Annotated in this window: 15 protein-coding genes; 2 read left to right on the top strand and 13 right to left on the bottom strand. The window is 66.9% G+C overall.

The annotated features are described in order from the left end of the window. Positions 1-12 precede the first annotated feature (12 nt). Entirely contained in the window at positions 13-345 is a 333-nt protein-coding gene (locus O5O43_RS14975; protein ID WP_271084700.1) for a PilZ domain-containing protein, read from the top strand. A 54-nt stretch (positions 346-399) separates the two neighbouring features. Here the strand turns inward: O5O43_RS14975 and O5O43_RS14970 are convergent, their stop codons facing one another. Together O5O43_RS14970 and O5O43_RS14965 are read right to left on the bottom strand one after the other, a co-directional pair. Next, complete coding sequence (locus O5O43_RS14970; protein WP_271084699.1) at positions 400-1,257, bottom strand: HAD family hydrolase; 858 nt, start codon at positions 1,255-1,257, stop codon at positions 400-402. Positions 1,258-1,369: 112 nt separating this feature from the next. Continuing rightward, complete coding sequence (locus O5O43_RS14965) at positions 1,370-3,709, bottom strand: ATP-binding protein (RefSeq protein ID WP_271084698.1); 2,340 nt, start codon at positions 3,707-3,709, stop codon at positions 1,370-1,372. Positions 3,710-3,889: 180 nt separating this feature from the next. Between O5O43_RS14965 and O5O43_RS14960 the strand changes: the two genes are divergently transcribed. Next, the gene (locus O5O43_RS14960) at positions 3,890-4,297 is read left to right on the top strand and encodes a metallopeptidase family protein (RefSeq protein ID WP_271084697.1); all 408 of its coding nucleotides are present in this window, start codon (positions 3,890-3,892) and stop codon (positions 4,295-4,297) included. Here O5O43_RS14960 and O5O43_RS14955 read toward each other — a convergent pair. The 11 genes from O5O43_RS14955 to groES all read right to left on the bottom strand — a co-directional run bounded on the left by O5O43_RS14955 (position 4,294) and on the right by groES (position 22,456). Then, on the bottom strand, positions 4,294-5,157 hold the full coding sequence (locus tag O5O43_RS14955; protein ID WP_271084696.1) for a Ku protein: 864 nt from the start codon (positions 5,155-5,157) through the stop codon (positions 4,294-4,296). The genes O5O43_RS14960 and O5O43_RS14955 overlap by 4 nt on opposite strands. 58 nt (positions 5,158-5,215) lie before the next feature. After that, positions 5,216-5,443 carry a DUF3072 domain-containing protein gene (locus tag O5O43_RS14950; protein ID WP_271084695.1) on the bottom strand — a complete coding sequence of 76 codons (228 nt, stop codon included), beginning with the start codon at positions 5,441-5,443 and terminating at the stop codon, positions 5,216-5,218. A 134-nt stretch (positions 5,444-5,577) separates the two neighbouring features. Continuing rightward, a complete protein-coding gene (locus O5O43_RS14945) occupies positions 5,578-8,430 on the bottom strand; it encodes a pitrilysin family protein (protein ID WP_271084694.1) in 2,853 nt (950 codons plus the stop codon). A gap of 104 nt (positions 8,431-8,534) precedes the next feature. Beyond that, entirely contained in the window at positions 8,535-13,643 is a 5,109-nt protein-coding gene (locus O5O43_RS14940; protein WP_271084693.1) for a DUF4214 domain-containing protein, read from the bottom strand. A 130-nt stretch (positions 13,644-13,773) separates the two neighbouring features. Beyond that, complete coding sequence (locus O5O43_RS14935; protein ID WP_271084692.1) at positions 13,774-15,555, bottom strand: von Willebrand factor type A domain-containing protein; 1,782 nt, start codon at positions 15,553-15,555, stop codon at positions 13,774-13,776. A 112-nt stretch (positions 15,556-15,667) separates the two neighbouring features. Next, a complete protein-coding gene (locus tag O5O43_RS14930) occupies positions 15,668-17,020 on the bottom strand; it encodes a terminase family protein (protein WP_271084691.1) in 1,353 nt (450 codons plus the stop codon). A 191-nt stretch (positions 17,021-17,211) separates the two neighbouring features. Further along, on the bottom strand, positions 17,212-17,715 hold the full coding sequence (locus O5O43_RS14925; protein WP_271084690.1) for a hypothetical protein: 504 nt from the start codon (positions 17,713-17,715) through the stop codon (positions 17,212-17,214). Positions 17,716-17,874: 159 nt separating this feature from the next. Further along, the gene (locus O5O43_RS14920; protein WP_271084689.1) at positions 17,875-19,020 is read right to left on the bottom strand and encodes a beta family protein; all 1,146 of its coding nucleotides are present in this window, start codon (positions 19,018-19,020) and stop codon (positions 17,875-17,877) included. A 5-nt stretch (positions 19,021-19,025) separates the two neighbouring features. Further along, positions 19,026-20,150 carry an XRE family transcriptional regulator gene (locus O5O43_RS14915; protein WP_271084688.1) on the bottom strand — a complete coding sequence of 375 codons (1,125 nt, stop codon included), beginning with the start codon at positions 20,148-20,150 and terminating at the stop codon, positions 19,026-19,028. 314 nt (positions 20,151-20,464) lie between these two features. Continuing rightward, entirely contained in the window at positions 20,465-22,114 is a 1,650-nt protein-coding gene (groL, locus tag O5O43_RS14910) for a chaperonin GroEL (RefSeq protein WP_271084687.1), read from the bottom strand. Between the two features lie 54 nt (positions 22,115-22,168). Next, positions 22,169-22,456 (bottom strand): co-chaperone GroES, encoded by a 288-nt coding sequence (groES, locus tag O5O43_RS14905; protein ID WP_271084686.1) that lies wholly within the window; start codon positions 22,454-22,456, stop codon positions 22,169-22,171. Positions 22,457-22,705: the final 249 nt, after the last annotated feature.

The raw sequence follows: 22,705 nt of genomic DNA, 5'->3' as shown, positions 1-22,705 counted from the left end.
GCGTTGAGTATCGTGGCCTTGACCCAACCCATCGACCGTCGCCTTCAGCCCCGCTCGACCGCCAACACGCGCGCCGTCCTGGTCGCGCCCGGCATCGAGATGGCCTGCGTGATCCTCGACACCTCGTCCGGCGGGCTTAGGGTCCGCACCGACCGCCAGCTGGCCCTGCCGCCGACGGTCACCGTCGTCGACATCGCCGCGGGTCTGGCCTTCGAAGCCGAGGTCGCCTGGCGCAAGGGCGCCGAAGCCGGCCTCAAGCTCAAGGGCCAGAGCGCCCTGCGCGGCCTCGTCCCCTCCCGCCTCCTCCCCGCCCGCGAGGCCTGGGTCAGGGCCGGAGGGCGTTAGCCCACGCTCAGACAGCGAGGCGCCGCGCGGCCAGTGGTGGCGCTGGGAAAGCCCCTACTCGATCGCCGGCATCGTCCCGGCGTTGATCGCGATCCGCCCGATCAACCCCTTGACGATCAGGTCCAGCGGCTGGCCCTCGCGATAGTCGGCGGCGGCGACGAAATTCACCCGGTCCTCGGAGATCAGCGAATAGATCTTCTTCTGATCCTTCTCGGAGTTGCGCGGATCGTAGACGGCGATCGAGAAGCCGCCTTTCGTATGCATCATCTTCATGGTCGGCACGTCGGTGTCGCCATCGCCCAGGAAGATCATCCGCTCGAACGGGATGCGGCGGTCCTCGTCGGCGGTGAACCGGTTGATCCGCTCGTGATCCCAGTGGTTCAGCACACCCTTGTTGATGCGGAATAGGTACTGGGTCTTGGTCGTGTAGTTGACGCCCACCGCCGGCCAGATCGCCACCCCGTGTTCGTCATAGGCGAATTTCGACGCGAAGACGTGGTGGAAGGCGTCGCGGATCGGACAGCCGTCGATCATCTCCTCCAGCCCCGCCGAGATGATGTAGTGCTCGATCTCCAACCCGTACTTGGCGCCGATGGCGTCGATCCGCTCGAACCAGCCCTTTCCGGTCAGGTCCGACTTCAGCCCGTCGAACAGCTTCACGTCCTGCCCGTGCTCGGCCAGCAGCGCCTTGGTGATCGGTTGGTCGCTGTGCCGCGCCCGCTGCAGCATCAGCTGCATGTACATCAGGATGTTATCGCCGTCGGACGATTTGGTCAGCTTGTCCGCCTCGCCCCAGAAGTCGCCGATGTCCATGCCGACGGAGGGGATGAAGGTCACCTCCTGCATGTTCCCCCGCGCCAGGGTTCCGTCGAAGTCGTAGATCAGGGCGGTCTTGAGGAGTGTGTCGGCCATGCTGGCCTCCTGGGAGTAGGACTTAGGTCTTAGAGCTTAGGGCTTAGGGAGTCCGGGGACGACGCTCAAGCCATCGCCCTTCTTCTAAGCCCTAAGCGCTACTCATTAAGCCCTAGCCTAAGGCCAGCTCGGGCGCCGCCGCGCCGCTGTCCGCCTCCAACGGCAGATGCAGGATGAAGGCCGCGCCCTTGCCGGGCTCGCTTTCGACCTCGGCCCACCCGCCGTGCAGTTCGACCAGGGCCTTGACCAGCGCCAGGCCCACGCCCGGCCCGCCGCGCTCGCGCTTCACGAACCGGTCGAAGACGTGCGCCTGCAGGTGATAGGGGATGCCGCGTCCCGTATCCTCGACCCGGATACGCAGTTCCGACCCGTTCGCCTCGGCCCGCAGCGACACCGACCCGCCCTCGGAGACAGACCGCCCGGCATTGTCCAGCAGATGGTCGACCGCCTGGGCCAGACGCCGCGCATCGGCCCGGATCGCCGGCAGGTTCGCGGCCGCCACAGCCTTCAGGGTCGCGCCCCGCCCTTCGATCCTCGGCCGGTGCTTTTCGACGGCCGAAGCGAACAGGTCGCGGATGCGCACGTCGCCCAGCGACAGCTCCATCTCGCCCGCATCGATCTGAGCCATGTCCAGCACATCGTCGATCGAACCCGTCAGCTGGGCCGCCGCCACCCGAATCGCCCCCGCATGCTGGCGGCTGCGCTCGGGCAGGTCGCCCATCGTCTCCAGCAGTTCGGAATAGCCGACGATGGTCGTCAGCGGCGTCCGGAGCTCATAGCTGACCGAGCCCACGAACTCCCGCTTCAGCGCCTGGCTCTCCTTCAGGGCCGCCTCGCGCTGGGCCAGGGCCTGCTCCAGCTCGCGCCGCGCCGTCACGTCCGAGAAGGCCACCAGCGTCGCCCCGTCCGGCAGGGGTCGCGTCTGCCAGGCCGCGATCCGGCCGTCGGCGGTCCGTCCTTCGCCCGAGATCGGCACGCGGCTTTCGGGGTCGGGATCGGCCACCCGCGCCTTCAGCCCTAGCCACAGGGCCGCGTCGGGCAGGGCCGCCTTGCACAGCTCGGCGATGGCGTCGAAATCCCCCGCCTCTTCCAGCCGCTCGGCCGACAGGCTCCAGAAGTGCTCGAACGCCTCGTTGTGCAGCCGCAGCCGCCCGTCCGACCCGAACACGGCCACCGCGTCGTTCAGCTTATCCAGCGTCGCCGTCTGCACCTGAAGCTGGGCGTTGAACCGGCTCCGCAGGCTCAGCTCGCCCGTGATGTCCGAGAATAGCAGCAGGATCCCGCCCAGCGGATGCGGCTGGCGCACGACCCGCAGCGTCCGCCCGTCGGGCAGGGACCAGCTGTCGTCGGCCGCCGCCTCCGTCGCCTCGTAGAACTCCAGCTCGCGCGCCTTCCAGCCCGCATAGTCGATCACCTCAGGCAGCATGCGACGCTGGCGCAGCCGGTCCAGCAGCTCGGCATGCGTCGGCCGTTCGTCCAGCCAGGCCGGATCGAGGTTGAATAGGGTCTGGAAGGCCGTGTTGTGGAAGGCCAGTCTGCGCGACGGCCCGAAGATCGCCACCGCATCGGCCAGATGGTTCAGCGTCTCGTCATGAGCCTCGACGTGACGGCGCAGGGTGTCGCGCGTCTCCTCGGCCTCGGTCATGTCGATGGCGAAAACGAGTACCGGCCCGCCGGCCCCGCCCAGAGGCTCGGCCATGATCTTCCACGCCCGGCGACGGCCGTCCCCCGCGGTCCAGCGGAAGCCTTCCTGACGCGTCCCGACCCGTCCAGCCTCGGCCGCCAGCTGGTCGGCGCCCCGGTCGAAACTGGCGTGCGCCTCCTTGGCGGCCTCCAGCGAGCCGCAGTTGACCTCGGCCAGCCAGGCCCGATTGGCCCAGACCAGACGGCCGTCGTGATCCACCACCCAGGTCGGCGACGGCGAGGCGTCGGCGATCACCCCGGCCCCGAAGGCGTGCTCGCCCTCGCCCGCGCCCCCACCCCCGGCGTGCGAGACCGACCGCGTCATCGGCGACAGCCTCAGCCAGGCCGTGCCGTTGACCGGCGCCCCTTCCAGCTTCCAGGCCTCGCCGTCGCGCGCCTCGAACGGCGTCCCCTCGTTCATCAGGGCGTTGATCGCCTCGGAGTGACGTGCGTGCAGGGCCTCGGCCAGGGCCGATCCCGGCGGTCCCTGGACATCGCGGGCGAAGGCGACCCGCGCCGCCTCCAGAGCCTCGTCCCGCCCCAGAAGGATCGGCGGCTCGCCGGGCGTCAGGCCGATGCGCACGTCGTCGAAGGCGGCCAGCGCCCCGTCGTGTTGGGCCCGGCTCAGCGCCGTCGAGACCCGCTCCTGATCAACCATGGATTCGCGCAGAGCCACAGCCTGGCGCAGACGCCACGCCCAGACGCTGATCGACAGGGCCAGCCCCGCCGCTCCCGCCGCCGCCGCAAAGGCGATATCGGCCTCCGCCATACCCGTTCACCCGCTGGATCGAATCGCGACCATAGCGGAAGTCGGGGCGTGCGCGAACGGACGGTTAACGGTCGGAGGCAACAGACATCAGGCAATAGGCGCCAGCCGGATCGCCACGCGTAGATGTGACTCCGCCGTCGCTGGTCTGGACGCCTCTGAAACCCTATTGCCTGTTGCCTGATGCCTATTGCCTGGACAAACCAACTCGCCCCTTCCCTCGACGACTTCGCCCGTCTGGCGCGTCAGGCCTTCGACGCCCTGCCGGAGCCGTTCAGGTCGGCGGCCGGCGACGTAGTCATCCGCGTCGACGACTTCGCCGACGCCGAGACCCTGGCCTCGGTCGATCTGGAGGACCCGTTCGACCTGACCGGCCTCTACCACGGCTTCCATGTCGGAGCGCGCGACGGCTTCGGCCCTGCCGCAGAGCCCAGCCGCGTCTTCCTCTATCGCCGTCCCATCCTCGACGAATGGTGCGAGCGCGGCGACGTGGGCCTCTACGAGATCATCTCCCACGTCCTGATCCACGAGATCGGCCACCACTTGGGCCTGGACGACGACGACATCGACGAGATCGAGGCGGAGGACTAAGCCGCCTTCTTCTTCGCCGCAGGCTTTTTGGCAGCGGCCTTCTTGGACGGCGCCGCCTTTTTCGCGGCCGGCTTCTTCGCCGACCCGGCCGAGCCCTTCAGACTGTTCCTCAACGCCGCCATCAGGTCGATGACATTGGTGTCGTCGGGCTCGGGCGCCTCGACCACGCCTTCGCCCTTCTGTTTCGCCTTGATCATGGCCTTCAGGGCCTCGTCGTAGCGGTCCTTGAATTTGGATGGATCGAAGTCCGCGTCCTTCTGGCCGATGATCCGCGCGGCGATGTCCACCATGTCCTTGTCGGCCTTGGCCGCCGGGATGCCGTCGAAATAGTCGTCGGCGTCGCGCACCTCGTCATGCGACCGCAACGTATAGGCGACCAGCCCCCGACCCCGGACCTCCAGGGCGATGCGCCGTTCGCGGTTCCGCAGCACCAGCGACCCGATGGCGATCTTGTTCTGTTTCGCCATCGCCTCGCGGATGACGGCGAAGGCCTCGGCCCCCACCCCCTTGTCCGGCACGACATAGAGGGGATCGGCCCAGTACAGCCGATCGATGTCGTCGGCGTCGACGAACTGGTCGATGTCGATGGTCCGCGTCGATTCCAGCTTCACCTTGTCGAAGTCGGCGTTGTCGAACAGGACATACTCGTCCTTGGACACCTCATAGCCCTTGACCAGATCCGACCGCTCGACCGGCCCCGTGTCCGGATCGGTCGCCACCATGCGAATGCGGTTGTTGGTCTTGGGATTGATCAGGTGGAAGGAGACGTCGTTCGTCTTCGTCGTCGCCGTGTAGAGCGCCACCGGACAGGTGACGAGCGAGAGCTTGAGATGGCCTTGCCAGGTCGGACGCGCGGGCATGGGATGACTCCTCGAGACGGAGTCCAACACCCGGCGCGCCCGTTTGGTTCAGCTTCGCTCAACCGGGCGCGCTGAGCCGCCCCTTGAGGTCGTCGATCCGCTTGGAGGCCTCGGACTTCGACAGCCCCTCTTCGAAGGCCTCCGGCTGCTGCACCTCCTCCGACAGGGTCTTCAGATAGGAGGCCTGCGCCCCGGTCATCGGATCATCGCCCGAGACCCAGTCGTCGGGGTCTTTCTGCGTGTTGGTCGGCGGATTGGGGTCAAGTTTGGGATTGATGTCGGACATGGCGAACTCCTTGAACTTCGTTCCCGTAATGTTCCGAGACACCCCCCGGTTCCCGCCGGTCGTCGGCGAGGTCGCACAGCAAAAAGGGGACGGCGATCCTCGCCGCCCCCTCTCATCCGCTGCGACACCGGGTCTTACTGGGCGGCCGAGCGCACCTCCACCGGCAGGCCCAGGGCCTCTAGCTGCGGGCGGACCACCGAGGCGTCGCCGACCACGACCCAGACGAACTGGTCGGGCTTGATCACCTGCCGGGCGGCCTCGTCCATCTGGGCGGCCGTCAGCGCGCGGGTACGGCTGGCCAGCGTCGCCTGATAGTCGTCGGGACGGCCGTACAGGGCGTTGGAGCGCAGGGCGCCCAGGATCTGGCCCGAGGTCTCGAACCCGCCGGCCAGCGACCGGGTGTTGCCGTTGATCGTCCGCTCCAGCTCGTTAGGCTGCACGCCCTCCGTCTCCAGGAAGCGATCGTACTGGGCGATCAGCGCCGCGATCGATTCACCTGTCCGGTTGGCCTGCACCGGCGCGTTGACGATGTAGGGGACGCGGTGCTGCAGGGCGTTGATCCCTCCGCGAACGCCGTAGGACCAGCCCTTGGTCTCGCGCAGGTCCGAGTTGATCCGCGACAGGAAGTCCGAACCCAGCGTCACGTTCGCCGCGTTCAGCGCCAGCAGATCGTCGGTGCCGGACACCGGCAGGACCGCGCCGCCGTAGATCAGCGACTGCGGCGACTGCGGACGGTCGATCAGGACGATGCGGTTCGTCGGCGTCGGCACGGCGGCGTCGGCGAAGTCCTTCGTCCCCTTGGCCATCGAGGGCGCGCGCCAGTCGCCGAAGGCGGCTTCCAGCTGCGGCGTCACCTGCGACAGCGGCAGGTCGGACACGACGAAGATGGTCGCATTGTCCGGGCGGATCCAGGCGTCGTGGGTGGCCACCAGGTCGGCGCGGGTCAGGGCGCCGATCGTCGCCTCGTCGCCGGTCCCCGTGAACGAACGGCCATAGGGGCTGTTCTCGCCATAGATCAGCGGCGGCAGGGCGCGGGCGGCGATGGAGCCCGGGTTGGTCTTCTCGCTGGCCAGACCCGACAGGCGGGCGGCGCGGATGCGTTCGATCTCCGACGGCGCGAAGGCCGGGTTGCGCACCACATCGGCCAGCAGGGTCAGGCCGGGCGTCAGGTTGGCCGTCACGGTCGACAGGTCGGCCGAGGTCCGGTCCATCGAGGCGCCCACGTTGATCGACGCGCCGAGCCGCTCTTCTTCCTCGGCCAGCTGGTTGGCGTCGCGGGTCGTGGTGCCCTCGTCCAGCAGGTCCAGCATCATGGCCTGGGCGCCCAGGCGGTTGGCGGGATCGGCGGCGAAGCCGGCGTCGAAGTCGATGCCCACGCGGGTCACCGGCACGGTGTCGACCTGGGCATAGACCACCTCAATGCCGTTCGACAGGGTCGCGCGCTCGACGGCGGGGAACTCCAGGTCCGGCACCTGGCCGATGGCCGGCATCGGATCGCGGGCCACGCGCTGGATCTCTGCGGCGGGCGCCGGGGCGGCGCCCGAAGGGCTGGCGGCGGCCTCTTCGTAGGCTTCGCGTTCGCCCGGAGCGATCGTCATGTTGAAGACCGGCCGGGTCAGCCAGCGCTGCATGGCGGCGGTCACCTCGGCCGGCGTGACCGTGGCGTACTGCTGCAGCTCCTTCTTGTAGTGGTCCGGATCGCCGGCATAGAGCTGACCCTCGGCAAGCACATTCGCCTTGCCGTTGACCTGTTCCAGGCTCTGGATGCGCTGGGAGACGTAGCGGGTGGCGACGCGGGCCACCTCTTCCTCGGTCGGGCCATTGGCGATGAAGTCGGCGACGATGGCGTCCAGACGGGCGCCCACCTCGGCGGCGTCCTCGCCCGGCTTCACGTCGACCGAGATGTCGAAGATGCCGATGCGGTGGAAGTCCGACAGCGACGACGACACCGACACGGCCGACTGCTCGTCCCGCACCAGCAGATTGTCGAGGCGCGAGGAGGCCAGGCCGCCCAGCACCGAGGCGCCGACCGAGAGGGGCACGGCGTCGTCGCTCAGCAGACCGGGCACGGCCCAGCTGCGCGTCAGGCGGGTGTTGGCCACCCGGTCATGCATGGTGGCCACGATCGGGGCGGCCAGGGTCGGGACGTCGGCCTCCGCCGGCGTGTTCACCGGGCCGCGCGGGATGGCGCCGAAATACTTTTCCATCAGCGGACGGGCGGTCGCCTCGTCGATGTCGCCCGACAGGACCACGATGGCGTTGTTCGGGCCGTAGTTCTCGCGGAACCAGTTGCGGACGGTCTCCAGGCTCGCCGCGTCCAGATCGGCCATCGAGCCGATGGTCGAGTGCCGGTACGGATGCCCTTCGGGGAAGAGGGCTTCCAGCTGGGCGTACTCGAACAGGCCATAGGGCTGGTTGTCGCCCTGGCGCTTCTCGTTCTGGACCACGCCGCGCTGCAGATCGAGGACGTCCTGACCGACCTCGCCGAGCAGATAGCCCATGCGGTCGCTCTCCAGGAACAGCGCCTGTTCCAGCGCCGGCGTCGGGACGGTCTCGAAATAATTGGTGCGGTCGAACCAGGTCGTGCCGTTCAGGTTCGAGGGCCCGAGGTTGCGCATCCGGCCCAGGTAGGAGCCCGGCGCGTTCTCCGATCCGCCGAACATCAGGTGTTCGAACAGGTGGGCGAAGCCGGTCGAACCGGCCGGTTCGTCCTTGGAACCGACGTTGTACCAGACCGACACGGCCACGACGGGCGCCTTGCGATCCTCGTGCACGATGACCGTCAGGCCGTTGTCCAGCGTGAACCGTTTCCACGGGATGTTCACCTGGGACACCAGTTCCGACACCGGCGCGGCGGCCAGTTCCGCGGCCTGCGGGGTCACGGCGGAAGCGGGGGCGGCGCCCGAAGCAACGGAGGTCTGCGCCAGAACGGCGGCGGGTGTCATGGCGACCAGAAGAGCGGCGAGGGAGACGGAGTGAAGACGCATGTAAGAAACAGTCCTTTTCCTGAAGCGCCGGACATTAACGACCACAGACGGGTCTGCAATCGCCGCGTCCGAAACATGGACAAAGAGTCACAATGGCCTGTGACCTAGTGAATCCAGTCGTGCGCCGGGTCGAACGGGGTGTCGTCCAGGATGGCGATAGGCGTCTCGGCGGCCGTTCCCTCGTTGGGAACGAACGGATCCGACCGGACCGCCGGGATCAGGTCGTGGAACCCGTCGGACCAGTCGGGACCGTTCCCCTGCGCCAGGTCGAGCGACCGATCGTCCAGCATCAGGGCCAACGGTCCGCCGTGATGCAGGAAGCCGTCGTCCGACAGGCCGTCGACCAGCCCCGGCAGTATCTGAACGTCGTCCAGCCCCTTGACGTATCCGTTCTCGGTCGGCGCACCCGACACATAGGGCTGGGTCTGCACACCGCCCCACCACAGGGGCGCGGTCAGGGCGATGTGTTCGGCGCTCTCGGAGAAGATCAGCAGCAGCTGCCCCCGGCTCATGCCGCTGTCCAGCGCATTGACCCAACCCTGAATGCCGAGCGGATCGCCCAGCCGGTCCAGCGACTGCAGATACATCTTCTCGACGAACTGCCGGTTGGTCAGGGTCCCGAAGCTCTGCTGGAACTCGGCCGACCCGGCGAAGGCCGAGGCGATGTCGAGCAGGCTCATCCCCCCGTCCAGCCGCTCGACCCAGGTCCGCAGGCCGCCGACATCCGGAAGCCGGTTGAACGAGGCGTCGTACAGACGCGCGATCTGCAGGGCCTCGTCGTCCGCCACCCATAGTCCCTGGTTGAGCGTCCCTGCCGTCAGGCCGCGATGCTCCTGGCTCTCGGAGAAGATCACCAGCATCTCGCCCCGGCTGGTCCCGGCGTTCAGGCGCGCGGTCCAGTCGGCGATCCCCTGCGGGTCGCCCTCGCGATCGAGGCAGAAGCGGTACATCTGTTCGATGAACTGCTGATTGGTCAGCCCGCCGTAACGCTGCTGGAACTCCGGCGACGCGAGGAAGGACTGGGCCAGGGACAGCAGGGTCTCGCCCCGCTCCAGCCGGTCCAGCAGGCCGTCGAACCCGCCCGGATCGGCGACCCGATCCAGGGCGGCGTCGTACAGTCGCATCAGCTGCGCCGCCTGGGAGTTGGCGTCGAACGTCAGGGTCCCGTCGACGAACCGGGCCCCCTCGATGGACATCAGGGTGTCGATCCCGGTCTCGATGCCGCCGCTGACCTGGGTCGACGAGACCTGGTACTGGCGCCGCACGCCCGAATAGGTGGCGAGATCGATCCCGTCGCCGCCATTCAGGATGTCGGACCCGTCCCGTCCGGTCAGGACGTCGTCGCCCGCTCCGCCGGCGATCGCGTCCGATCCGGCCGTCCCGACCAGGACGTCCGGCCCCGCGGTTCCCGTCACGGTGTTCAGGGTCGTGACGACGCGGCCGTCTGAGCCGACATCCAGGATGCGGTCCGAGAAGCGCAGGGTCTCCACCCCCCTGAGGACATCGCGCCCCTCGGTCCCCGTGACCACGATCGCCCCGTTCTCATAGGTGAAGGTCACGGCCGTGGAGGCGACCCCGAACACTGCGATGTCCCGGCCCGCGCCCCCGTCGAGGATGTCGTCTCCGGCCCCGCCGGTCAGCACGTCGTCGCCTGCGCCGCCCCACAGGAAGTCGACGCCGGCGTCTCCGGCGAGCGCATCGGCCCCGCCCGTCCCGACCCGGACGCCCGACACAGAAATCGTCAGGTCGGTGAACTGAAGCGTCTCGATACTGGTCAGGTAGTCGCGGCTCTGCGCCCCGACGACAACTAGGAGGCCGCTCTCGATCATGAAGCTGGCGGCCGACGAGGCGTAGGAGAAGACCGCGAGATCCATGCCCCCGCCGCCATACAGGAAGTTCGTGCCCGCGCCGCCGTTCAGGGTATCGTTGTTCTGGCTGCCGATCAGACGGTCGTTGCCGGCCCCGGTCGTGACGGCGAGTCCGGAGACTGTCTCCACCTCGATATCACGGACATAGCCCGTCAGATCGACCGTGGTCTGGCCGACGACCAGCCGCTCGATGTTGACCGCGCTGAAGAGGGTGGAAGGCGGTCTCGGGCCGCTCGGCGTGGACGCGATGCGCTCGCCCTGGAGGGTATCGCTCGCAGCGCCGACGACGATCCGAGAGAAGGAAACCTCCTGCGGTCCGCCACTGTTGACGTAACCGCGGAAGTCCAGCGTGTCCCGACCGGCGCCGCCGTCGACCGAACTGAACGGGGAACTGGACGTCCATGTGAACAGGTCGTCGCCTGCGCCGCCGAGCAGCTGCACTCCGTTCGGCGTGACCGCGAGCCGGCTGTCGGAGAACTGGAGGAACTCGACGTTCCTCAGGACGTCTCGCCCGTCGGGTCCAGTCACGGTGACGACCCCGTTGTCGACCGAGAACTGGTAAGCCGAGCGGACGCCGGTGAAGACGGCGGTATCGCTGCCAGCGCCGCCGTCAATCGTGTCGTCGCCCGACCCGCCGATCAGGAAGTCGTCGCCGTCGCCGCCCGACAGGCTGTCGTTCCCGGCGCCCCCGTCCAGGCGGTTCGCGCCCGCGTCGCCGGTGATGAAGTCCGCGAAGCCGGAGCCGACCACGTTCTCGATTCCCGTCAGACGGTCCTTCAGCTCCAGGAAGCCCTGCGGCGCGACCGACGCCGTCCCCGCCGCCAACGACACGGTGATGCCGACCGGCAGGCCCGCATAGCTGACCGTGTCGTTGCCCTCGCCGCCGTCGACGGTGTCGAGCCCGGTCCCGGTCTCGATCAGGTCGTCGCCCGCCCCGCCGCGCAGGATGTTGTCAGCCGCGCTCCCGACGATCCAGTCGTCCCCGCCCCGGCCGTCGATCTCGACCGCCCCGCGCAGGATATTGGCCTCGCCGTTCCCGAACAGGCTCCCCTGCTCCATCTGGACATCCTGGATGCCGCTGATGGCCGTCCGGGCGGTGTAGAAGAGCGTTCCGGTCGAGTCCCTGGTCGTGTTGGAGGTCGTGAACATACCGAGCTCGAGGTCGACCGAGAAGGAGGTGATGCCCCCCCTGAACGGGGTCTGCAGGGCGATGAACAGGGCGTTGTGACCGGCGCCGCCAACGACGGAGCCGGTTCCGTTGGCCCCAAGCGAGTAGCCGATGCGGAACACGTCGTCGCCGTCTCCGCCATCCATCTGCGTGAGGGCGCTCCCTCTCATGTCGTCGTTGCCGGCGCCGCCGAACTGTCGGATTCCGCCGGTCAGAATGTCGTCGCCGTCGCCGCCGTGCAGCTCCAGTCCGCCGGTCAGGGTGTCGTTTCCGGCGCCGCCGTTGAGGATGCTCCGCGCCCCGCCCTGGACGATGTCATCACCCCCGCCCAGCTCCAGGGTCAGGTCGAGCGTGTAGTCCCTGAAGTCCAGGATGTCGCGACGGTCGCCCGTGAGGATCCGCTCGATCCCGACCACGTCGAACACCTGGGTACCCAGGGTCATCCGGAAGGCCTCCGGTGTCGTCCGGCTGGTCACGAAGGCGATCGGCGTCACGGCCCTGAGGTCGATCGTGTCGAACCCGGCGCCCCCATCGAACAGGCCCAGGGCGAAGGGCTGGTTGCTCAGCTGGATCGCGCTGAAGACGAACAGGTCGTCGCCGCCCTCGCCGAACAGCCGGTCGGCGCCGAGCCGGCCGTCGATGATGTCGTTTCCGTCGCCGCCCAGGATGGTGTCGTCGCCGTCGGTCCCGGTCAGGGTGTCATTGCCGGCGGTGCCGATGAAGGTCAGGCCGGGGGCCGAGAAGCGGCCGTCGGGGCCGATGGATGAAAGGCCGTCCGCGAAGCGCAATCGCTCGACGTTGCGCAGCACGTCGCGGCCCTCGGGGCCCGTGACGACGACCGCACCGTCCTCATAGGTGAGGGTCACCTGATCCCAGCGACTGGCGAAGACGACGGTATCCAGGCCCGCCCCGCCGTCGATGATGTTGTTCGCATTGCTGTTCGTCACGGTGTCGTCCTGCCCCGTGCCGGTGACGTTCTCGATCGACAGGAACGCGCGGCGGGTCTCCAGCACGCCGTCGCGCACGGTGGTGATCGTCTCATCGCGCAGCGAGACGGTCACGCCCGTGGTCAGGGCTGCGAACGAGACCGTGTCGACGCCCGCGCCGCCGTCGTAATAGGCCGTCGCCGACCCGGACATGACGTCGTCCCCGTCGCCGCCGAGCAGACGCGTCGCATAAGCGCCGCCGATCAGGGTGTCGTTGCCGCCCCGCCCGTCCAGGACTGCGCTGGTCAGCAGCGGGCCATCGGGAGAGAAGCCCGCCGTCAGCCGCAGGACGTTCGCCTCGTCCGATCCCACGACCGACGCCGTGCTCGCGGCCGCCACATCCAGGGTGACATTCTCGATGCTGGTGAGCGAGTAGCTGGTCGCGACGAAGGCGATCGTGCTGCCGCTGTAAAAGGATTGTGTCGCCCCGAAGCCGCTGTTTCCGGGCATCAGGCCGATGCTCACGTTGCCGCCGCCGGCCGCGAAGACCGTATCCACGCCCGCGCCGCCGTTGATCGTGCCTGCGGGGCGACCCGGATTGCCCTGGGTGTAGACATAGGTCGACGGCACGATGTGAAACACGTCGTCCCCGTCGCCGCCGTCGACGGTCGAGGACTCCTCGAAGGTCAGGTCGTCGTTGCCGACGCCGCCGCTCAGCAAGGACGCGCGGCCTCCGACCAGGGTGTCGGCGCCATCCTCCCCATAGAGAAAGTCCCCCGATCCGCCGGTTAGCACGTCGTTTCCGCCCGCGCCGTAGAACCGGTCGATGCCGCTGCCGCCGCGCATCTGATCGTTCCCGGCCCCTCCCCGGACGGTGAACCCCGTGGTCTGGTTGGTGAGGACGACGCCATACCCTCTATCTCCCATCAAAATCTGTTCGATACCGCTCAGCTGATAATACTGGCTGGTGATCTGCAGGCGGTGGTCGTCGCGGATGACCCAGACTTCGCTGATCCCTCTGAGATCGAGGGTGTCGAACCCTTCGCCGCCGTCGATCCGCCCCAGCGGGAGGGTCAGGCTATAGGGTCGCTGCGTGGTGAAGACGAAGGTGTCGTCGCCGCCTTCGCCATACATCTGGTCGGCGCCAAGCAGGCTGTTGATGACATCGTTTCCATCCCCGCCGCGGATGATGTCGTCCTCATCGGTGCCTGTCAGGGTGTCGTCGCCGCTGCTGCCGGTGATGGTGGGCATGAGGGTCAACTCCAGCGAACGGGGCTCGATCTGAAATCAGTATTACAAGCGCCGCGCGAGACAAAGCTTGGCCGGGGCCTTGCGCGGGGGAACCGCCGGACGGCCTTTTTGGGACAGTCCGGCCACGCCCTTACGGCGCCCGCCGCGCTCGCAGGTTTCCCGCTGCCCGCACCATCTGCACGAAGGCCGCGCGCTCGCCATACGGGTCTTCGCCCCGCGCCCCCTGAGCCAGGCGCAGGACAGCGTCATTGTCGAACGTCGTCGTCACCCAGGGATCGCCTCTCAACCTTTGACCGAAGCCCGCCACCGCCATGGCCCAGCGGGTCGCTTCCGGCGTCGGGCCTGAGGTCACCTGGCTGATCGGCCGCTGGATCAGACGCGAGACGGCTCCTCCCGGCGCCTTGTAGCGGACCTGCACGAAACCGATCTCGCCCGTCTGATGGCCTTCCGGACGCGGCGACGGACGGTTCGCCTCATAGCGGCGCTCGGGGATCTGGCTCGGCCCGCCGACCGGGGTGATTTCGTAAAGCGCGGTCACCGAGGCGCCGGACCCCACCTCGCCCGCATCGATGGCGTCGTTCGAGAAGTCTTCCTCGTTCAGCAGCCGCGTTTCATAGCCGATCAGCCGGTATTCCGAGACCCTCGCCGGGTTGAACTCGACCTGGATCTTGACGTCGTCGGCGATGGGGAAGGCGCCTCGGTCGAAGGCGGGTCCGAACAGGCGGCGCGCCTCGTTCAGGTCGTCGACATAGGCGGCGACGCCGTTGCCCGCCTGGGCGATCGTCTGCATCCGCTCGTCCTGGTAGTTCCCCCGCCCGAACCCATAGACCGACAGATAGATGCCCGTGCCGCGCTTCTCGGCGACATAGTCCTCCAGCGACTTGTTATCGGTCACCCCGACGTTGAAATCGCCGTCGGTGAACATCAGGATCCGGTTGACCTTGTCGCGCCCGAAGGCGGCCTCGGCCTGTTCGTAGGCGTTGACCAGGCCCGCAGCCCCCGCCGTCCCGCCGCCCGAACTCAGCGAGGCCACGGCGCAGCGCAGCTTTAGTTTCTCGGTCCCCGGCGTCGGCCCCACCGCCGTCCCGACCGACCCCGCGTAGTAGGTCACCGCCACCCGATCCTCGGGCCGCAGCCGGTCGATGATCAGGTTCATCGTCTGCTGCGCCAGCCCCAATTTGTCGGGCGTTATCATCGAGCCCGACACATCGACCATGAAGGTCAGGTTCAGCGGCCGCCGCTCTCCGGCCGGCAGCTCATAGCCCTGCAGCCCGATGTGCACGATCTGGCGACCCTGCGACCAGGGCGACGGCGTCACCACCGTCGACACCGCGAAAGGCTCGGCCGCACTCGTGGGCCGGGCGTAGCCATAGTCGAAATAGTTGATCATCTCCTCGACGCGCACCGCATCCTTCGGCGGCGCCTCTCCGTCCGAGATGAAGCGGCGCACGTTCGAATAGGCCGCCGTGTCCACGTCGATGGAGAAGGTCGAGACCGGCTCGTCCGCCACCCGCCGCACCGGATTGGGCGTGGCGTCCGGATAGCGTTCGGTGTTCCCCGGCCGAGGCTGGGCGGCGATCATTCCCATCGGCGCGGGCGGAGCTGGCGGCGGCGGGGGTGGAGGCGGCGCGCCATACTCCACCCGGTCCTCCTTCCGCGTCGGTTCGATCGGCAGGGTGATCGGCGGCGGCGCCGCATAGGTCTGGAGCGGCATCGCGCTGACCACCAGCTCATCGACCTGGGTGTCGTCCCTCAGCGGAACGCCCGCCGCCGCGCAGGCCGCCGGGGTGACCGCCCCGTCGCCCGCTTCGTAGGCCGGCCGCGTCTGGGCGAGGCCCGCCCCGCTGGTCGGGGCCGCCAGGGTCAGGCCGAGCACGGCCGCCACCCCCTGTTTCAGCATGGTCGCCGGCATCGTTCCCTCCTGGGTCTTATCGTTGAGCCCATGAGACCGACTGGCGTTCGGCGGAACTGTGGCGTGTATCGGCGCGAAATAGGGCGCGCATCGAGTGTGGCTTTCGCGCCCCTCAGAGCGCCCGCGCCCTTGGCCCCTGCCCGCCCCCGTCGATCAGCAGATCCGTCACCGCCCAGACCAGCGCGTCCGCCCGGTCCGGGCTGGCGCCCCCCGCCTCCCCCAGCCCCAGCAGCTCCTCATCCAGCATCGTCAGCTCTCCCACATGCCCCACCCGCCCCTGTTCGTAGAGGGCCGCCACCGGCTCGGCCCGCGCGCGTTTTCCCACACGGGCCTGCACCCGCCGCACGGGACAGGCCACGCCCGCCCCCTTCAGCACCGCCTCGACCATGTCCCCGCCCTGGTTGCCCTCGGCCACGACGCGGATCGGACAGCCCAGCGCCTCGCCCCAGTCCTTCGTCGCCCTCGCCACCCGCGCCGCCCAGCCGGCCGGCGTCAGCCCCCGCACCGAGCGGTCGTCCAGCACCCAGGCCGTCCCCGCCGCCCGCGCCACGACCACGATCCCGCAGGCGTCCCCGCCCTCGCCCGACAGGGTCCCGACCGGCGGATCCACCGCCACCACGGCCCTTTCATAGCCGCCGCGCGGGCTCAAGTCGCCCGAAGGGCGATAGCCCAACGAAACAATGTTCCCCCCCAAACCCCACGACCGCCCCAGGGCCCGCGCCCGCGCCATCTCTGCATGGGTGAACAGCGCCCCCTCGGCCTCCAGCAGTGCGCCGTCCAGCTCCTGCGCCGCCCGCCGCGTCCCGCCGTAGAGATCCTGCATCGCCTCCAGGAACCCGTCCGCCAGATTGTCAGCATTCGCGTCGGTGGGAGCGTGCGAGCGGACGGTTCCGTCTTCCGCCAAGACCCGCCTGAGCGCAGGTATTGGCTTGGGGGTGGTCGTCAGAAGCAGCCGCGGGCTATCGCTCGCCTCGCGGAGGCTCGCGACTTGAGCCCGCACTCTCGCGGGCCAGGACAGCCGCACCCCTAACCTCAACATCGCCAGCACCTCCTCCGGCCGTTCCCACGCGCAGAACTCATCCCCCCAGGCGGCGTGGAACTGCGGCCCTCTGAGCCGTTCGGGCTCGGCCGCCGACAGCATCACCCCCACGGCCCCGCCCGGAAACACCACCCGCCGGAGCGAGCTCTCCATCCGGGGCGGCGTCCGGTACGGCAGGTTCATCAGCCCCGAGGGCCCCTCGACCATGACGGCGCGCACATCGTGCATCGTCGCCCCCACCAGGGCGATCCGCCCCCCGGCCCCCAGCCTTGCGGCGACCTCCGAGACCCACTCCGCCCCCGCCCGCGTCTTCCCCGCCCCGCGCCCGCCCAGAAACACCCAGGTCCGCCACGCGCCGTCGGGCGCCCCCTGACCCTCGTGCAGCACGCTTTTCCACGCCAAGGCCGCCTGATCGTCAGGGTGCATTGCCTCGACACTCTCCCTCCCCCCACGGGGGTGCTGGTCCGCTCGTATACGAGCGGCCTGCGAGGCCGAGCGCAGCGAGGTCGGGTGGGGGCGGCAAGGCGACCCGGACACCCCTTTCTCCTCCCCCTCTATGGGGGAGGTGGCGCGGCGCCCCTTCGCGCCGTGACGGAGGGGGCCCTTCCCCCGCACCTTCACCCCTCCACCCCCAGCCGTTCCAGGATCACCGCCAGCGCCGCCTCATGCTGGGGCGACCGCCCGCTCGGCGAGACCGCCTCCACATCCCCCAGCGCCCGATCCAGCCTCAGCATCAGCGCCGCGAGCCGCCCATAGGCATAGGCCCGCGCCGTCTCCCCATCCCTCAGCATCCCGACGGTGGTCCGCACCGCCGCCCGCGTCGCCGCCGACAGGTCCGCATCGGGCCCCAGCGCCCGCACGGGCGCATCCGCCTTCACGCCAGAGATCGCCCGCGCCTTCCTGTCCGCCGCCTTCGGCGTCATCGGCGGCTTGTCCGCCTTGAGGTCCCGCCTCAGCCAGCCCTCCTTGGCCGCCCGCGCATAGATCTTCCGCTCGCTGCCGCCATAGTCGGCGGCGATGCTCTTCGCCGTCGCCCCGGCCCGATACAGGGCCTCCATCTCGGCCCACTCATCGGGGTTGTGGCGGGTGTACGGACGTCGGTTCAGCGGTGTCTGGGTCATGCCTCGCAGTATGGGGGCACGGAATCAGGGGGCGCGGATAATGGCTTTAAATAAAGCCGGGCCTTGATTTCAAAGGGGTTCTGGGCCGATCCGTTGATGGGTGTCGGCCACTTCTGTTCTCACAGGGCCAGAGCGCCGCCAATCCAAACACGTCAGCCGCTAGCTGTTGAAGCCGAATAGACTGAGTTGAGCCGCTGGCACCTCGCTGGCCCTCCGCGCGATCTGGAAACCTCGAAGACCTCCGAGGTCAACGACCACTCGGGTTATGTGGTGACCGATATTGATGCGCCGCCACGTCGTGGCGTTGCCCGGACCCGACAGGCCCAGACTTAGATCATGCATCATCTCGTCCGCTCGGCAGAAGTCACGGCCAGCGAAGTCTTTGCTTTCAACAATCTGTCGTGCGATTCGAGCCATGGCGGCTGCCATACTTTCGTCTTTGCCACCTCTATCGACACGCCAATCGCCCATCGTGGCATAACGATAATGCGGAATGATTTTGGCCCGCTTGCCACCGAACTTGAACTTAGCGCTATCGGCAGCAAAATCGCCGTATGACAGCCCTCGACGAACAACCTCGTCGATCGCCGTAGCCCTTTTCCACGTTTCCCATTCCAAGCGGGTTATGCGGGCCTGTCCGCCCGCCGCCGCCGGATTAGCCTCTGGGTAGTTGGTCGCCTGAAACACCACCGCATTCCACAAGCCGATTTCTGAAATCTGCCGGAACGAGCCAATGACGGTTTCGTGGACCCCAAAAAGCGTCAAATCTGCTTGGGAAAAATCCAGTATTAGAACGCACTCGTGGGGCTTCAGCACCAGCTTAAGCAGCGCTCGGTGCAGACGGGTGGTCAAATCAGGATCAAGCAGGTCAGTCAGCGTCACCCTTATAGCGATACCGTCTTGAGTTACCGCTAAGGTCCGTTGGACTGCGGGGCCGAGCGCACCTTCGATATCACCCAAACCAAACACAGGCGTGGGAAGAGCGGCGCTGTCGACAGCCACACGAAACAATCTCGGGAGCCACTCGCCAGCTTCAGCTTCACCGAGCGCATCGACGAGGAAGCCAGCGTCGAGGAGGCACGGGCGCATTGGCCAATACTGCCCAACTCGACGTCCGGTTTCATAAACCATCTCGTCATTGGTGAGGGGGCGACCTTTTTCGGGATCCCGCTCCTTCGGCGGCGGGGCCACGATATGTGGAGCAACATGCTGCGCCACATCGTTGGCGAGGTCTCTTAAAGCCAAATACTCGCCCTGCTTCAAGCGAAGCTTTGGAAAGTAGGATTGGTGGCCCAGAAAGTGCATCGACCTTAGTCCTGAACTAGCTGCTTTCGAACACAACCCAACCCAACGCGGTCGTGAAAAATTTTGTAGTTGTTACGTTCTTTTCTAACTCTACCGAATACGATGGCCGGGCTGATTCTTAGATTCTCGGCGAATCGTTCAATCGCAATATGATCTTTGGATATTCGAGCGGGAGAGCGAATCCAAACTTCGTCGGGGATAAGTGTGGATGATGCAAACTGATCTGCCTCATCTTCAACTTGATCCTCACCTGGTTCGTCGAGATCGTCGTAGAATCCCGTCTCAATTCCCATCCTTTGATGCAAATACACGTGCGCAAGCTCGTGCATCAAAGTGAACCAGAAATTGTCGATTCTGTCATGCCGGAGAGAAAGAGCCACGATCGGCTTTCCGTCGATCTGAAGAGCCGCACCATCTACTCGTAAGCCGGTAAAATGGGCTTCGTACACAAAGGCGATGCCGTGATCTGACAGCATTCTAGGGACGCGGGTAATCCCGTCATCCAGGCGGCTCAACGCGACAAGGCTGGGTAGCCAAGAGATATCCATCGGGTCGAACTGGCCCGAAATCTCGAGCGCATCGAACTTCTCGATTACCCTAGCTCGCCAAACCGAGAGTGCTAGGTCGTCGTCCAAAGAGAGCGGCTTCAGCCCTGTCCTCAGGAGTGTCGGACTACCTAGACGACCCACGCTGTCCCGCACGTAGTCCAGAAGCAGGGCTTCTGCGGACTCATCCGACGCGGGAGCCCTAATCCAACCCTGAGCCAATGCGTGCTTGACGACGCGCCGCAGGCTAGCGGCGTCATAATCCGGAAGATCGCCAACGCTCATTCGAAACGATGCAGCGGCATCAGTTCGAATCGCCGCGCGAATCTCTACCCCAAGCGCCCCAGCAATCTTCCGATAGTTGGATAGGCTGATCGAACGATAGCGATCCGCCTCGTACCTCTGAACTTGCTGCTCCCTAAGCCCCAAACGCTCAGCGAGCGCAGCTTGGGACATTCCTCGGGCAATGCGTGCGATGACAAGAGTCATACCTGGCTCACCGCGCCATTCTTCTACTAGTGAGCTGTAGTCGCCAGCCTTCGCATTCTCGTAGCTCGCTAAAGCCGCGACCAAATCATCAGCCATCCCAGAAACTGCCTTCTGGTGTCGTTCGACTACGGCAGGCGACACGCCGAGACGAGCGGCTTCAATCGTTGCGGACGAAGACAGCGCCTGTCTAACCCGATCAAGAGTGCCTCTCGCCCTTCGAGCATCTCGCTCGTTCAAGATAACAGCGCTAACCATCCCCGTCTTGTAACACAACAAATATGTTGGGTCGAGTCTCATCGGCGATGGGGCCGAAGTTGAACCGCGAGATTAGAAAAAAGGCGGGCCCGTTTCCGGACCCGCCTTCTCTGTCTCTGGACGTCCCGAGGCGCGCTGTGCGCGCCTCGAAAGGGTTAGAAGTCCATATCACCCATGCCGCCCATGCCGCCGCCCGGCATGCCGCCGGCGCCGGCCGAGGCCTTCTTTGGCGCGTCGGCCACGGCCGCTTCGGTCGTGATCAGGATCGAGGCCACCGAGGCGGCGTCGGTCAGGGCGGTGCGGACCACCTTGGCCGGGTCGATCACGCCCATGGCGACCAGGTCGCCGTACTCTTCCGTCTGGGCGTTGAAGCCGTAGGTGGCGGAGCTGTTTTCCAGAACCTTGCCCACGACGATCGAGCCTTCGACGCCGGCGTTTTCCACGATCTGGCGGATCGGGGCCTGGATGGCGCGACGGATAATGGCGATGCCGGCGGTCTGGTCGGCGTTGTCGCCTTGCAGGCCTTCCAGCGCCTTGGTCGCCTTCAGCAGGGCGATGCCGCCGCCGGGGACGATGCCTTCTTCAACCGCTGCACGCGTGGCGTTCAGGGCGTCGTCGACGCGGTCCTTCTTTTCCTTCACCTCGACTTCGGTCGAGCCGCCGACGCGGATGACCGCGACGCCGCCGGCCAGCTTGGCCAGACGTTCCTGCAGCTTTTCCTTGTCGTAGTCCGAGGAGGTGTCCTCGATCTGCTTCTTGATCTGGCCGATGCGGGCCTCGATCTCGTCCTTGCCGCCGACGCCGTCCACGATGGTGGTGTCGTCCTTGGTGATCGTGACCTTCTTGGCCTTGCCGAGCATGTCCAGGGTGACGTTCTCGAGCTTGATGCCCAGGTCTTCGGAGATGACCTGGCCGCCCGTCAGGACGGCGATGTCCTCCAGCATGGCCTTGCGGCGGTCGCCGAAGCCCGGGGCCTTGACGGCGGCGACGCGCAGGCCGCCGCGCAGCTTGTTGACCACGAGCGTGGCCAGGGCCTCGCCCTCGATGTCCTCGGCGATGATGACCAGCGGGCGACCCGACTGCACGACGGCTTCCAGGATCGGCAGCATGGCCTGGAGGCTGGACAGCTTCTTCTCGAACAGCAGGATCAGAGGCTCTTCAAGCTGAACCTCCATCTTGTCGGCGTTGGTGATGAAGTAGGGCGACAGGTAGCCGCGGTCGAACTGCATGCCTTCGACGACGTCCAATTCCGTCTCCGCGGTCTTGGCCTCCTCGACGGTAATGACCCCCTCATTCCCAACCTTTTCCATGGCTTGGGCGATCATTTGGCCGACTTCGCTGTCGCCGTTGGCCGAGATGGTGCCGACCTGGGCGATCTCGGAGTTGTTTGAGACCTTCTTGGCCGAGGCCTTGATGTCGGCGAGGACGGCGGTGACGGCCTTGTCGATGCCGCGCTTCAGGTCCATCGGGTTCATGCCGGCGGCGACGGCCTTGAGGCCTTCCTGCACGATCGACTGGGCCAGGACCGTCGCGGTGGTGGTGCCGTCACCCGCCTTGTCGTTCGTCTTCGAAGCGACTTCGCGGATCATCTGGGCGCCCATGTTCTCGAAGGCGTCTTCCAGCTCGATTTCCTTGGCGACCGAGACGCCGTCCTTGGTCGAGCGCGGGGCGCCGAACGACTTCTGGATGACGACGTTGCGGCCTTTCGGGCCGAGCGTCACCTTGACGGCGTTGGCGAGAACGTTGACGCCGCGCAGCATCTTGTCGCGCGCATCGGTGTTGAACTGTACGATCTTGGCGGCCATGTAGGGCTGCTCCTATCTAGATATTTCGTGGGTTAGAGTATTCGGCGCGGGTGCTTAAGAAAGCACGCCCAGCACGTCCGACTCTTTCATGATGATCAGGTCCTCGCCTTCCAGCTTGACCTCGGTGCCGGACCATTTGCCGAACAGGATGCGGTCGCCGGCCTTCAGCTCCAGGGCGTTGATCTTGCCGCTTTCGTCACGGACGCCGGGGCCCACGGCGACGACTTCGCCTTCCTGGGGCTTTTCCTTGGCGGTGTCGGGGATGATGATCCCGCCCTTGGTCTTGGATTCTTCTTCCACGCGCTTGACCAGCACGCGATCGCCGAGAGGACGAAACGCCATCTGTGTGTTCTCCGGTTGAGACTTCGAAAGTTCGTCGTCGGCAACCCGTGGGCGGCTAGTTTTAGCAGCCGGACCCCGCGAGTGCTAACGCGCTGCGGAAGTAGGGCCGACCTTGTCCATCGTCAAGCGCGGCCGGCTCGATGAATGGCGGATGAACGAGATTTTCGCTCAACCGTTCAGCTTCACAAGCGCAGCAATAGATTTGGTCGGTCGCCGTTCGCCGTTTCCGGCGCACGATCGGCTGAACGC

This window comes from Brevundimonas sp. NIBR11 (genome assembly GCF_027912535.1).
Classification (GTDB): Bacteria; Pseudomonadota; Alphaproteobacteria; order Caulobacterales; family Caulobacteraceae; genus Brevundimonas.
Note: the sequence above shows the minus strand (reverse complement) of the source record. Positions and strands in the feature narration are given on the sequence as shown.

Excerpts from the sequence above, each read along its gene's own strand:
- O5O43_RS14970 (WP_271084699.1), bottom strand. The coding sequence starts at position 1,257 with ATGGCCGACACACTCCTCAAGACCGCCCTGATCTACGACTTCGACGGA.
- O5O43_RS14965 (WP_271084698.1), bottom strand. The coding sequence starts at position 3,709 with ATGGCGGAGGCCGATATCGCCTTTGCGGCGGCGGCGGGAGCGGCGGGG.
- O5O43_RS14960 (WP_271084697.1), top strand. The coding sequence starts at position 3,890 with ATGCCTATTGCCTGGACAAACCAACTCGCCCCTTCCCTCGACGACTTC.
- O5O43_RS14955 (WP_271084696.1), bottom strand. The coding sequence starts at position 5,157 with ATGCCCGCGCGTCCGACCTGGCAAGGCCATCTCAAGCTCTCGCTCGTC.
- O5O43_RS14950 (WP_271084695.1), bottom strand. The coding sequence starts at position 5,443 with ATGTCCGACATCAATCCCAAACTTGACCCCAATCCGCCGACCAACACG.
- O5O43_RS14945 (WP_271084694.1), bottom strand. The coding sequence starts at position 8,430 with ATGCGTCTTCACTCCGTCTCCCTCGCCGCTCTTCTGGTCGCCATGACA.
- O5O43_RS14940 (WP_271084693.1), bottom strand. The coding sequence starts at position 13,643 with ATGCCCACCATCACCGGCAGCAGCGGCGACGACACCCTGACAGGCACC.
- O5O43_RS14935 (WP_271084692.1), bottom strand. The coding sequence starts at position 15,555 with ATGCCGGCGACCATGCTGAAACAGGGGGTGGCGGCCGTGCTCGGCCTG.
- O5O43_RS14930 (WP_271084691.1), bottom strand. The coding sequence starts at position 17,020 with ATGCACCCTGACGATCAGGCGGCCTTGGCGTGGAAAAGCGTGCTGCAC.
- O5O43_RS14925 (WP_271084690.1), bottom strand. The coding sequence starts at position 17,715 with ATGACCCAGACACCGCTGAACCGACGTCCGTACACCCGCCACAACCCC.
- O5O43_RS14920 (WP_271084689.1), bottom strand. The coding sequence starts at position 19,020 with ATGCACTTTCTGGGCCACCAATCCTACTTTCCAAAGCTTCGCTTGAAG.
- O5O43_RS14915 (WP_271084688.1), bottom strand. The coding sequence starts at position 20,150 with ATGGCTGATGATTTGGTCGCGGCTTTAGCGAGCTACGAGAATGCGAAG.
- groL (WP_271084687.1), bottom strand. The coding sequence starts at position 22,114 with ATGGCCGCCAAGATCGTACAGTTCAACACCGATGCGCGCGACAAGATG.
- groES (WP_271084686.1), bottom strand. The coding sequence starts at position 22,456 with ATGGCGTTTCGTCCTCTCGGCGATCGCGTGCTGGTCAAGCGCGTGGAA.